Origin of the sequence: Variovorax sp. IB41, assembly GCF_016405905.1 — a bacterium.
Classification (GTDB): Bacteria; Pseudomonadota; Gammaproteobacteria; order Burkholderiales; family Burkholderiaceae_C; genus Variovorax.
In genome coordinates this window covers 1-13111 of the sequence record NZ_JAEFCB010000032.1, presented here as the reverse complement: position 1 = coordinate 13111, position 13111 = coordinate 1, and the positions used below count along the sequence as shown (strand labels likewise).

Here is a 13111-nt window from a genome sequence, read left to right as displayed (position 1 = left end):
CGGGCCAAAGGCACTACGCCGTGCAATGTAAAGAAGGAAAAGGCGTCCAGGCGTCCTGTCAGCGCAGGGGCGCGGCGGGACGCAGACGCACGGCCCATGCCACCAGCAGCGCCGGAAACTGGACGATCGCGTCGTTGTAGTGCCCCACCGCCATGTTGAACTGGCTGCGCGCGATTTCCGCGGCCGCCGAGGGTTCGGGCCAGGCGATCGGCTCGGCCGCGTTCGGCGCGGCAACGGCACCGGGCTGCGCCGGCATCGGGCGCGACAGCGTCCCGTCGGCATCGAAGACCGTCACCGCATCCGGATGCTGGCGCTGCCAGGCGGAGACCAGAACCTGCAGCGCGGTGCCCAGCGCGGCCATGCCGCCGGCATCGAGCGGGTGCAGCCGTGTTGCGCCCAAAAGGGTCGCCAGCTGGGTGGTGGCCGCCTGCAGCGGCGCGATTGACGACAGGAGCTCCTGCGACGGTGGATTGGCTTGCGGCGCCGCGGTGATGCTGGCCTGCACGAAATCCAACTGCCTGCCCAGCGCCGCGTCCAGCGTCGCATAGGCCTGCAGCACCGCCGCGCGCAGGCGCACCAGCCGGTTGTAGGCGCCGACAAACCAGAACAGCAGCACCGCAATGACGATCCAGCTGGCCAGCGATTCGGGCAACACGCTCATCGGAAACGACACCTCATCCAAGCACAAAGAAAAACGCCCCCCAACCGGGGGCGGTCGGGGGGCGTGGGGTACCGGTCATGGCCGGTGATGCTAGCCGCTTATTCGGTCGCTGCGCCTTCGCTGGCGTCGGCCGTGCTCGTCGCATCGCTCGAGGAACCCGCCAGTTCGGCGGCTTCGGATTCGGCAATGGCGCGGCGCTCGGCGTCGTCCATCGCGTCCTTGGCCCTGCGTGCCTGGTGGTAGGCCATGCCGGTGCCTGCGGGAATCAGGCGGCCGACGATGACGTTTTCCTTCAGACCGCGCAGCTCGTCGCGCTTGCCCATGATCGCGGCTTCGGTCAGCACGCGCGTCGTTTCCTGGAACGAAGCAGCCGAGATGAACGAGTCGGTCGACAGCGACGCCTTCGTGATACCCAGCAGCAGGTTCGTGAACGTCGCGGGGATCTTGCCTTCGGCGCGCAGGGCGTCGTTGGTGTTGAGCATTTCGCTGCGTTCGACCTGTTCGCCGGAGATGTAGCTGGTCTCGCCGATGTTGTCGACCACGACGCGGCGCAGCATCTGGCGAACGATCACCTCGATGTGCTTGTCGTTGATCTTCACACCCTGCAAGCGGTACACGTCCTGCACTTCGTCCACGATGTAGCGCGCCAGTTCTTCCGAACCCAGGAGGCGCAGGATGTCCTGCGGGTCCGCCGGACCGTCGACCACGGACTCGCCCTTGTTCACCACCTGGCCTTCGTGCACCAGGATGTTCTTTTCCTTCGGCACGAGGTCTTCGTAGACGCCGCCTTCGGGATCGGTGATCTGCAGGCGGATCTTGCCCTTGGTCTCCTTGCCGAACGACACGGTACCGGTCATTTCGGCCAGCATGCCCTTGTCCTTCGGCGAACGGGCTTCGAACAGCTCGGCAACACGCGGCAGACCGCCGGTGATGTCGCGGGTCTTCTGGCCTTCGACCGGAATACGCGCCAGCACTTCGCCGGGGCCCACGTCCTGGCCGTCGCGGATCTGCACCAGCGAGCCGATCGGGAAGCCGATCGTCACCGAGTGGTCGGTGCCCGGGATCTTCACTTCGGCGCCCGAGGCGTCGATGAGCTTGACCTGCGGGCGCACGACCTTGGCAGCGCCGCGGCGCTTCGGGTCGATCACGACCAGGGTCGACAGACCGGTCACTTCGTCCACCTGCTTGGCAACCGTGAGGCCTTCCTCGACGTTCTCGAACTGCGTCTTGCCGGCGAACTCGGTGATGATCGGGCGCGTCAGCGGATCCCAGTTGGCGAGCACGTGGCCGGCCTTGATCTGCTGGTCGGCCTTGACCGCCAGGATCGCGCCGTACGGCACCTTGTGGCGTTCGCGCTCGCGGCCGTGTTCGTCATGGATGACGATCTCGCCCGAACGTGCAATCACCACCAGCTCGTTCTTGCTGTTGGTCACATAGCGCATCGTGGCGTTGAAGCCGATCACGCCGTTGGACTTGGCTTCGACGCTCGAGGCCACCGCTGCACGCGATGCCGCGCCACCGATGTGGAACGTACGCATCGTCAGCTGCGTGCCGGGTTCGCCGATCGACTGCGCCGCGATCACACCGACGGCTTCGCCGATGTTGATCAGGCCGCCGCGGCCCAGGTCGCGGCCGTAGCAGGTCGCGCAGATGCCGAAGCGGGTTTCGCAGGTCAGCGCGGTGCGGACCTTGACTTCGTCGACGCCCTGGGCTTCCAGGACTTCGATGTTGTCTTCGTCGAACATCTCGCCGGCCTTCAGCAGCACCGAACGGTTTTCCGGATGCAGCACGTCGTCCGCAGCCGAGCGGCCCAGGATTCGGTCGCGCAGCGACTCGATCACTTCACCGCCTTCGACGATGGCGCGCATCAGGTAGCCGCCGTGCGTGCCGCAGTCCTGCTCGGTCACGACCAAGTCTTGCGTCACGTCGACCAGACGACGGGTGAGGTAACCCGAGTTCGCCGTCTTCAGCGCCGTGTCGGCCAGACCCTTGCGGGCACCGTGGGTGGAGATGAAGTACTCCAGCACGTTCAGGCCTTCGCGGAAGTTCGCGGTAATGGGCGTCTCGATGATCGAGCCGTCCGGCTTGGCCATCAGGCCCCGCATACCGGCCACCTGGCGAATCTGCGCTGCGGAACCGCGGGCGCCGGAGTCGGCCATCATGTAGATGGAGTTGAACGACTCCTGCTCGACTTCCTTGCCGTGACGGTCGATGACCTTCTGCTTGGACAGCTTGGCCATCATGACCTTGGACACTTCGTCGCCGGCCTTGCCCCAGATGTCCACCACCTTGTTGTAGCGCTCGCCGGAGGTCACGAGACCGGAGACGTACTGCTGTTCGATCTCCTTCACTTCCTTGGCCGAGCGCTCGATGATGCCGTGCTTCTCGGCGGGCACCAGCATGTCGTCGATCGCGATCGAGATACCGGCCTTGGTCGCCAGGCGGAAGCCGTTTTGCAGCAGCTTGTCGGCGAACACGACGGTCTCTTTCAGGCCGCACTTGCGGAACGAGACGTTGATGAGCTTGGAAATTTCCTTCTTCTTCAGCGCCTTGTTGATGTTCGAGAACGGCAGGCCCTTGGGCAGGATCTCGGACAGCAGCGCGCGGCCCACGGTGGTGTCCACGAGCGAGGTCGACGGCGTGAAGACGCCGGTTTCCTTGTCCTTGGTGTATTCCGTGATGCGCACTGCCACCTTGGCGGTGAGCTCGACCTCGTTGGCGTCCAGCGCGCGCTGCACTTCACCGATGTCGGAGAAGATCAGGCCCTCGCCCTTGCCGTTGATGCGGTCGCGGGTCGTGTAGTACAGACCCAGCACCACGTCCTGCGAAGGAACGATCGACGGTTCGCCCGACGCCGGGAACAGCACGTTGTTGGAGGCCAGCATCAGCGTGCGGGCTTCCATCTGCGCTTCCACCGACAGCGGCACGTGAACGGCCATCTGGTCGCCGTCGAAGTCGGCGTTGAAGGCCGCGCAAACCAGCGGGTGCAGCTGGATCGCCTTGCCTTCGATCAGGATCGGCTCGAACGCCTGGATGCCCAACCGGTGCAGCGTGGGCGCACGGTTCAGCATGACCGGGTGTTCCTTGATCACTTCTTCCAGGATGTCCCAGACCACCGGCGTGCCCGATTCGACTTCCTTCTTGGCAGCCTTGATCGTCGTCGCGATGCCCATGGCTTCCAGGCGCGAGAAGATGAAGGGCTTGAACAGCTCGAGCGCCATCAGCTTGGGCAGGCCGCACTGGTGCAGCTTGAGCGTCGGGCCCACCACGATGACCGAACGGCCCGAGTAGTCCACGCGCTTGCCCAGCAAGTTCTGGCGGAAACGACCGCTCTTGCCCTTGATCATGTCGGCCAGCGACTTGAGCGCGCGCTTGTTGGCGCCCGTCATGGCCTTGCCGCGACGGCCGTTGTCCAGCAGCGAGTCGACCGCTTCCTGCAGCATCCGCTTTTCGTTGCGCGCGATGATTTCCGGAGCCTTCAGCTCCAGCAGGCGGCGCAGACGCGAATTGCGGTTGATGACGCGGCGGTACAGGTCGTTCAGATCGGAGGTCGCGAAGCGGCCGCCGTCCAGCGGCACCAGCGGACGCAGGTCCGGCGGCAGCACGGGCAGCACCTCGAGCACCATCCACTGGGGCTTGATGCCCGACTTGCGGAAGGCTTCCAGCACCTTCAGGCGCTTGGAGTTCTTCTTGACCTTGACTTCGGAGCCGGTCAGGTCACCGCGCAGGCGCTCGATCTCGCTGTCGAGCTCGATGCCTTCCAGCAGGTCCTTGATGCCTTCGGCGCCCATCTTGGCCACGAATTCGTCGCCGAATTCCTTGCGCTTGGCGTCGTAGTCGTCCTCGGACATGATGCCGAACTTCTTCAGCGGGGTCATGCCGGGGTCGGTGATCACGTAGGCTTCGAAGTACAGCACGCGTTCGATGTCGCGCAGCGTCATGTCGAGCACGAGGCCCAGGCGCGACGGCAGCGACTTCAGGAACCAGATGTGGGCGCAGGGCGCGGCCAGGTCGATGTGACCCATGCGCTCGCGACGCACCTTGGTCTGCGTGACTTCAACGCCGCACTTCTCGCAGATCACGCCGCGGTGCTTCAGGCGCTTGTACTTGCCGCACAGGCACTCGTAGTCCTTGATGGGGCCGAAGATCTTGGCGCAGAAGAGACCGTCGCGCTCGGGCTTGAACGTGCGGTAGTTGATCGTCTCGGGCTTCTTCACTTCACCGAAAGACCACGAGCGGATCTTCTCGGGCGAAGCCATGCCGATCTTGATGGCATCGAAATGCTCATCGGGCGTGAATTGCTTGAACAGGTCGAGTAGCGATTTCATAAGACTCTTTCCCTTTTCAAATTAAGAACGCTCGAGCTCGATGTCGAGCCCCAGCGAACGAATTTCCTTGACCAGCACGTTGAACGATTCCGGCATGCCGGCTTCGATCGAGTGTTCGCCCTTGACGATGCTTTCGTACACCTTGGTACGGCCTTGCACGTCGTCGGACTTCACGGTCAGCATTTCCTGCAGGACGTAGGCGGCGCCGTAAGCTTCCAGCGCCCACACTTCCATTTCCCCGAAACGCTGGCCGCCGAACTGCGCCTTGCCGCCCAGCGGTTGCTGCGTGACGAGCGAGTACGGGCCGGTCGAACGGGCGTGCATCTTGTCGTCGACCAGGTGGTGCAGCTTCAAGAAGTGCATGTAGCCGATGGTGACGGGACGCTCGAACTGGTCGCCGCTGCGGCCGTCGTACAGGTACGCCTGGGTGCGCGTATCGGTCAGGCCCTTGAGCTTGGCGATGTCGTCCGGGTAGGCGAGCTTCAACATGCCGCGGATTTCTTCTTCCGAGGCACCGTCGAACACCGGCGTGGCGAAGGTCGCGCCGCTTTGCAGGTTGGCCGCCATGGCGAGCACGTCGCTGTCGCTCAGCTGGGCGAGGTCTTCCGGACGGCCCGAGCCGTTGTACAGCTGCTCCATGAACTTGCGCACTTCGGCCACCTTGGCCTCTTGCTGCAGCAGGTCGCCGATGCGCTGGCCGATGCCCTTGCCGGCCCAGCCCAGATGCACTTCGAGCACCTGGCCCACGTTCATCCGCGAAGGCACGCCCAGCGGGTTCAGGCAGATGTCGCACGGCGTGCCGTCGGCCATGTGGGGCATGTCTTCGACCGGAACGATCTTGGACACCACGCCCTTGTTGCCGTGACGGCCGGCCATCTTGTCGCCCGGCTGCAGGCGGCGCTTGACGGCCAGGTAGACCTTGACCATCTTGAGCACGCCCGCGGGCAGCTCGTCGCCCTGCGTGAGCTTCTTGCGCTTTTCTTCGAACGCGAGGTCGAAGCTGTGGCGCGTCTGCTCCAGCGAGTTCTTGATCGACTCGAGCTGCGTGGCCACTTCGTCGTCCGCCGGGCGGATGTCGAACCAGTGGAACTTCTCGACCGACGCGAGATAAGCCTTGTCCAGCTTGGTGCCCTTGGCCAGCTTGTTGGGGCCGCCGTTGGCGACCTTGCCGGTCAGGAGCTTCTCGATACGGTCGAACGCGTCGGCTTCGACGATGCGCAGCTGGTCGTTCAGGTCGAGGCGGAAGCGCTTGAGTTCATCGTCGATGATCTGCTGCGCGCGCTTGTCGCGCGTGATGCCTTCGCGGGTGAACACCTGCACGTCGATCACGGTGCCTTGCGAGCCCTGGTCCACGCGCAGCGACGTGTCCTTCACGTCGGAAGCCTTCTCGCCGAAGATGGCGCGAAGCAGCTTCTCTTCAGGCGTGAGGGTGGTCTCGCCCTTCGGCGTGACCTTGCCCACCAGCGTGTCGCCCGGTTGCACTTCGGCGCCGACATAAATGATGCCGGATTCGTCCAGGCGGTTGAGCTGCTGCTCGGCCAGGTTCGGGATGTCGCGCGTGATTTCTTCGGCGCCCAGCTTCGTGTCGCGGGCCATCACCACCAGTTCCTCGATGTGGATCGAGGTGTAGCGGTCTTCGGCAACGACGCGTTCGGAGATCAGGATCGAGTCTTCGAAGTTGTAGCCGTTCCAGGGCATGAACGCGATCAGCATGTTCTGGCCGAGGGCCAGCTCACCCAGGTCGGTCGATGCGCCGTCGGCGATCACGTCGCCCTTGGCGATCTTGTCGCCGCGCTTGACGATCGGACGCTGGTGGATGTTGGTGTTCTGGTTCGAACGCTGATACTTGATCAGGTTGTAGATGTCCACACCGACTTCACCGGCAGCCGCTTCGGCGTCGTTCACGCGCACCACGACGCGCGTTGCATCGACGTAGTCGACGATGCCGCCGCGGGTGGCCGTGACCACGGTGCCCGAGTCGACCGCGGAGACGCGCTCGATACCGGTACCGACCATCGGCTTTTCGGGGCGCAGCACGGGCACGGCCTGACGCTGCATGTTGGCGCCCATCAGCGCGCGGTTCGCATCGTCGTGCTCCAGGAACGGCACGAGCGAGGCAGCCACCGACACGATCTGCGCGGGCGACACGTCCATGTACTGGATGCGTTCGGCACCGACCAAGATCGATTCGCCGGCTTCACGCGCCGAGACCAGGTCGCCGGTCAGCACGCCGTCCTTGTCCAGGGCCGCATTGGCCTGGGCGATGACGTACTTGCCTTCCTCGATGGCCGAGAGGTAGTCGATCTCGTTGGTGACCTTGCTGTCGGCCACACGACGGTACGGCGTCTCGATGAAGCCGTATTCGTTGAGGCGGGCGTACAGGGCCAGCGAGTTGATCAGGCCGATGTTCGGGCCTTCAGGCGTTTCGATCGGGCACACGCGGCCGTAATGGGTCACGTGCACGTCGCGCACTTCGAAGCCTGCACGTTCACGCGTCAGACCACCCGGGCCAAGGGCCGACACGCGGCGCTTGTGGGTGATTTCGGACAGCGGGTTCGTCTGGTCCATGAACTGCGACAGCTGCGAGGCGCCGAAGAATTCCTTCAGCGCGGCCGAGATCGGCTTGCTGTTGATCAGGTCGTGCGGCATCAACGGCTCTTGCTCGGCCTGGCCCAGACGTTCCTTCACGGCCTTCTCGATACGTGCGAGACCCGTGCGGTACTGGTTCTCGGCCAGTTCGCCCACGCAACGCACGCGGCGGTTGCCCAGGTGGTCGATGTCGTCGACTTCGCCGTTGCCGTTGCGCAGGTCCACGAGGATCTTGACGACAGCCAGGATGTCTTCGTTGGTCAGCACCATCGGGCCGGTGGATTCGTCGCGGCCGACCTTGGCGTTGAACTTCATGCGGCCCACGCGCGACAGGTCGTACGTGTCTGGGTTGTAGAACAGGCGTTGGAACAGAGCCTGCACCGCGTCTTCCGTCGGCGGCTCGCCGGGGCGCATCATGCGGTAGATGGCCACGCGGGCTGCGAATTCGTCGACGGTTTCGTCGATGCGCAGCGTCTGCGAGATGTACGCGCCCTGGTCCAGTTCGTTCGTGTAGATGACCTGGATGTCCTGCACGCCGGCCGTGCGCAGCTTCTTGAGCAGCGCTTCGGTCAGCTCGTCGTTGGCCTTGGCCAGGATTTCGCCGGAGTCGGCGTCCACGATGTTGCGGGCGATCACGCGGCCGACCAGGAAGTCTTCCGGCACGCTGATGTGCGTGGTGTTCGACTGCTCCAGTTCACGCGTGTGGCGCGCGGTGACGCGCTTGTCCTTGGCGACCACGACCTTGCCCGACTTGTCGGTGATGTCGAAGCGCGCGACTTCGCCGCGCAGGCGCTCGGAGACGAACTCCATCTGCGCGCCGCTGTCCATCAGGCGGAAGTTGTCGTTCACGAAGAAGTTCGCGAGGATCGATTCCGGGTTCAGGCCGATGGCCTTGAGCAGGATCGTGACCGGCATCTTGCGGCGACGGTCCACGCGGAAGTACAGCATGTCCTTCGGGTCGAACTCGAAGTCCAGCCACGAGCCGCGGTAAGGAATCACGCGGGCCGAGAACAGGAGCTTGCCCGAGCTGTGCGTCTTGCCCTTGTCGTGTTCGAAGAACACGCCGGGCGAGCGGTGCAGCTGGGACACGATCACGCGTTCGGTGCCGTTGATGATGAACGAACCCTTCTCGGTCATGAGCGGCACTTCGCCCATGTAGACCTCTTGTTCCTTCACTTCCTTGACCACCTTGGACTGCGACGTCGACGACTCGCGGTCATAGATGATGAGCTGCACCTTGGCGCGCACGGCCGAGGCGAAGGTCAGACCGCGGGTCTGGCACTCGCGCACGTCGAACGCCGGCTTCGCCAGGTTGTACTCGAGGAACTTCATCTCGACGAAACCGTTGTGCGAGACGATCGGGAAGGCGGCGTCGAACGCGGCCTGCAGGCCTTCGACGGTGCGTTGTTTGGGGGCGATGCCGGCTTGCAGGAACGCGGTGTACGCGTCTTTCTGCATCTGCAGCAGGTAGGGGATTTCGACGACGCTGTCGCGATTACCGAAACTTTTTCGGATGCGCTTGCGTTCGGTGTAACTGTACGCGGACGATTGGGCCATGAGAGCTCCGGAGCTTGAGATCTTCAGCGACTTGTCAGCAATGCCGGACGAACGGCACCACTGCTTGGCGGCTGGCCACTACCAGCCGTTGGCGGACAGCGATGCGTTGCACATCGCCCGAACCAAGGGGTCTTCTGCAGTCGGGGTCAGAAGACACTCGAAAAACGCATCGGCATGGCGTCTTTCGGGTGCGCTCTGAAAGCGGCAAAGGCTGGAGGGCCTTTTCAGGCGCCTCCAGCCCTCTAGGGGGTCTGAATTACTTCAGTTCCACCTTGGCGCCGGCTTCTTCCAGCTTCTTCTTGGCGGCTTCAGCGTCAGCCTTGGACAGGGCTTCCTTGACAGCCTTGGGAGCGGCTTCCACCAGGTCCTTGGCTTCCTTGAGGCCCAGGCCGGTGATTTCGCGCACGGCCTTGATGACCGACACCTTGTTCGCGCCGACATCGGCCAGCACGACGTTGAATTCGGTTTGTTCTTCGGCCACTGCGGCGGCGGGGCCGGCAGCTGCGGGACCTGCCATGGCGGCAGCGCTCACGCCAAACTTCTCTTCGATGGCTTTCACCAGTTCGTTGAGTTCCAGGACCGTCATGCTGTCGAGCGCGGTCAGAAATGCGTCTTTATCGAATGCCATTTTTGTTTCCTAACAATTGGGTTGAATATTTCAAACGCAAGCCGGCTTATGCGGGCTGCGCCTCGGCTTCTGCCGGTGCATCGGCTGCGGGTGCTGCTTCGCCTTCGCCACGCTTCGCGGCCAGCGCCGCGAGAACGCGTGCCGTACGGGAAATCGGGGATTGCATCAAGCCCAGCAATTGCGCCAGCAGCACTTCCTTCGAAGGGATGCTTGCGAGTTGCTTCACGCCGTTCACGTCCAGGACCTTGCCGCCAAACGCACCGCCGCGAATCACCAACTTGTCGTTGGTCTTCGCGAAGTCGGCCACCACCTTGGCGGCGGCCACTGCGTCTTCGGAAAAGCCGTAGATCAGCGGGCCGGTCATCTGGTCGCCAATGACTTCGAATGCGCTACCAACCACAGCACGGCGTGCCAGCGTGTTCTTGAACACGCTGAGAGTCACACCCTTGCTGCGTGCTTCAGTACGCAGTTTGGTCATATCGGCAACCGTGATGCCACGGTATTCCGCCAGCACGAGCGTTTGAGCTTTTGCGGCGAGGCTGGTCACATCACTGATGACCGCTTCTTTCTCACTGCGATTCAGACTCAAGGTCTACTCCTTTTAATGCGACCGTCGGCCGGGGCCTCGGATCGCGCTTTCATGCAGCGACCAACTGTTTCGGAACAAAAACAAATTCCTTGCAGCGGGGTCGCCATCTGCGCTGATGGCCGGACAAAAGGTCCGGCAATTAAGTGCAGGCACCCTGCACACCAGCGGTCTTGGATGGCTCACGGCAACCGAAGCTGCCGCGACCCACCACATTCGCCCTGCGCCTTTCGGCGCCGGGCCAATCTCTTCTCTTAGCTTGCCGAGATGGTTTGCGTGTCCACGCGGACACCCAGACCCATCGTCGACGAAACTGCCACCTTGCGCAGGAACACGCCCTTGCTGGTGGCCGGCTTGGCCTTGACCAGCGCGTCGATCAGCGCAACCAGATTGCCTTGCAGCTTGTCGGTGTCGAACGAACGACGGCCGATCGTGCCGTGGATGATGCCGGCCTTGTCGACGCGGAACTGGACCTGGCCAGCCTTGGCGTTCTTCACGGCCGTGGCGACGTCCGGGGTCACGGTGCCAACCTTGGGGTTGGGCATCAGACCGCGCGGGCCGAGGATCTGGCCGAGCGTACCGACGACGCGCATGGCATCGGGGGCAGCGATCACGACGTCGAAAGGCATGTCGCCAGCCTTGACCATCGCGGCGAGGTCGTCCATGCCGACGATGTCGGCGCCGGCGGCCTTGGCTTCTTCAGCCTTGGCGCCTTGGGCGAACACAGCCACGCGCTTGGTCTTGCCCGTGCCGTTGGGCAGCACGACGGCGCCACGCACGACCTGGTCCGACTTCTTCGCGTCGATGCCCAACTGCACGGCCACGTCGATCGATTCGTCGAACTTGGCAGTGGCGGCTTCCTTGACGAGGCCGATGGCTTCAGCCAGGGCGTACAGCTTGTTGCTGTCGACCTTGCCTTCGAGCGCTTTTTGCTTCTTGGTGATCTTGGACATTTACACGCCCTCCACATTCACGCCCATCGAGCGGGCAGTACCGGCGATGGTGCGAACCGCGGCGTCCATGTCGGCGGCCGTCAGGTCCTTCATCTTGGTCTTGGCGATTTCTTCGAGCTGAGCGCGCGTGATCTTGCCGACCTTGTCCAGGTGCGGACGGGCCGAACCCTTGTCCAGCTTGATTGCCTTCTTGATCAGCACGCCGGCGGGCGGCGACTTGATGATGAAGGTGAAGCTCTTGTCGGCGAACGCGGTGATGACCACCGGCAGCGCCAGACCCGGCTCGTAGCTCTGCGTCTGCGCATTGAACGCCTTGCAGAACTCCATGATGTTCAAACCACGTTGGCCCAATGCGGGACCGATCGGTGGTGATGGGTTGGCCTTACCAGCTGGCACTTGCAGCTTGACGAAGCCGACGATTTTTTTCGCCATTTTTTGCTCCTTGCGGGTGATATCGCCTTGGCTTTCGCCGCAGCTCCCCGGGGTTAGACGACTCTTCTGCTCAAGGCCGCGCACCGAGTCGGATAGCGCGCAGCCGGAAATCGTTCAGGCCTTTCGGCCTGGGGCTCAGGTCTTCTCGACCTGGCTGAATTCGAGTTCGACGGGCGTGGAGCGGCCGAAAATCATGACCGACACACTGACCTTGCTCTTCTCGTAGTTGACGTCTTCCACCGTGCCATTGAAGTCGGTGAACGGGCCTTCCTTGACGCGCACGAATTCGCCGACGGTGAACTCGACCTTGTGACGCGGCTTCTCGGTGCCCTGCTGCATCTGGCTGACGATGTCCTCGACCTCTTTCTGCGAGATCGGGGCCGGACGGTTCTTGGCGCCGCCCACGAAACCCGTCACCTTGTTGGTGTGCTTCACCAGGTGCCAGCTCTCGTCGTCCATGATCATTTCGACCAGCACGTAACCGGGGAAGAAGCGGCGCTCGGTGGTGCGCTTCTGGCCATTCTTGATCTCGACCACTTCTTCGGTCGGGACCAGGATGCGGCCGAACTTGTCCTGCATGCCGGCGCGGTTGATGCGCTCGGTGATGTTGCGCTCGACGGCCTTCTCCATGCCCGAATAGGCATGCACCACGTACCAACGCAGATCGGGGTTGGCGGCGGGAGCCAGGATCGGAGTGTTCTCCTCTTCCGGCGTGGTTTCAACTACGTCGTCGGTCATTGCTTATTTTCTCCAGCCCAGAATGAGGTCGAAAAACACCCATTCGAGCGTCTTGTCGGTGAGCCAGAGGAAGACGGACATGATCGCCACGAAAGCGAACACATAAGCCGTCATCTGCATCGCTTCCTTGCGGGTCGGCCAGACGACCTTCTTGACCTCGCGCCACGAGTCGCGGCCGAAGGCCCACAACTGACGGCCATTCTCCGAGCTGCCGAAGGCACCCACGGCCGCGGCCAGGCCGACCAGCAGCGCAGCCCATTGCACCAGCGAGCCCTGGCGCGACAGCAGGTAGAACGCCACGATGGCGCCCACTGCCAGCACCACGGCCGCGGCCAATTTGGCCTTGTCGGCGCCCGTGCTCACGGTTTCGATTTGAGAAGTGGCCATGTTTGGCTGATTTCCTGTGGTCTTTCGACCTTCAATTCAATGCGTCTCTTGAGACGCCGAAGCCCGTCGGGACACGACGGGCTTTTTTCGGAGTGCCACCTAGGTGGCAGGGGCAGTAGGAATCGAACCTACAACCTTCGGTTTTGGAGACCGACGCTCTGCCAATTGAGCTATACCCCTCCGGTACTCTTTTCGCTCGGCTTAGATGTCGAGGATCTTTGCCACGACGCCCGAACCCACGGTACGGCCGCC

The 13111-nt window shown here is 63.2% G+C and carries 9 protein-coding genes and 1 tRNA gene; all 10 read right to left on the bottom strand.

Annotated features, from left to right (window positions below):
- Positions 1-58: 58 nt before the first annotated feature.
- Positions 59-661 carry a lema family protein gene (locus JC881_RS31045; protein ID WP_198789617.1) on the bottom strand — a complete coding sequence of 201 codons (603 nt, stop codon included), beginning with the start codon at positions 659-661 and terminating at the stop codon, positions 59-61.
- 98 nt (positions 662-759) lie between these two features.
- Positions 760-4989, bottom strand: coding sequence for a DNA-directed RNA polymerase subunit beta' (gene rpoC / locus JC881_RS31040; protein WP_198789616.1), 4230 nt, complete (start codon positions 4987-4989; stop codon positions 760-762).
- A gap of 21 nt (positions 4990-5010) precedes the next feature.
- Complete coding sequence (rpoB, locus tag JC881_RS31035) at positions 5011-9135, bottom strand: DNA-directed RNA polymerase subunit beta (RefSeq protein ID WP_198789615.1); 4125 nt, start codon at positions 9133-9135, stop codon at positions 5011-5013.
- Positions 9136-9391: 256 nt separating this feature from the next.
- A complete protein-coding gene (rplL, locus tag JC881_RS31030; RefSeq protein WP_198789614.1) occupies positions 9392-9763 on the bottom strand; it encodes a 50S ribosomal protein L7/L12 in 372 nt (123 codons plus the stop codon).
- A 46-nt stretch (positions 9764-9809) separates the two neighbouring features.
- Complete coding sequence (gene rplJ, locus JC881_RS31025) at positions 9810-10352, bottom strand: 50S ribosomal protein L10 (protein ID WP_198789613.1); 543 nt, start codon at positions 10350-10352, stop codon at positions 9810-9812.
- Positions 10353-10603: 251 nt separating this feature from the next.
- Positions 10604-11302, bottom strand: coding sequence for a 50S ribosomal protein L1 (rplA, locus tag JC881_RS31020; RefSeq protein ID WP_198789612.1), 699 nt, complete (start codon positions 11300-11302; stop codon positions 10604-10606).
- Complete coding sequence (rplK, locus tag JC881_RS31015; protein ID WP_013539105.1) at positions 11303-11734, bottom strand: 50S ribosomal protein L11; 432 nt, start codon at positions 11732-11734, stop codon at positions 11303-11305.
- A gap of 135 nt (positions 11735-11869) precedes the next feature.
- Positions 11870-12472: a transcription termination/antitermination protein NusG gene (gene nusG / locus JC881_RS31010; protein ID WP_042579443.1), complete on the bottom strand. Its 603-nt coding sequence runs from the start codon at positions 12470-12472 to the stop codon at positions 11870-11872.
- A gap of 3 nt (positions 12473-12475) precedes the next feature.
- Positions 12476-12859 (bottom strand): preprotein translocase subunit SecE, encoded by a 384-nt coding sequence (gene secE, locus JC881_RS31005; protein WP_007831049.1) that lies wholly within the window; start codon positions 12857-12859, stop codon positions 12476-12478.
- A gap of 104 nt (positions 12860-12963) precedes the next feature.
- Positions 12964-13039, bottom strand: a tRNA-Trp gene (locus JC881_RS31000).
- Positions 13040-13111 lie beyond the last annotated feature (72 nt).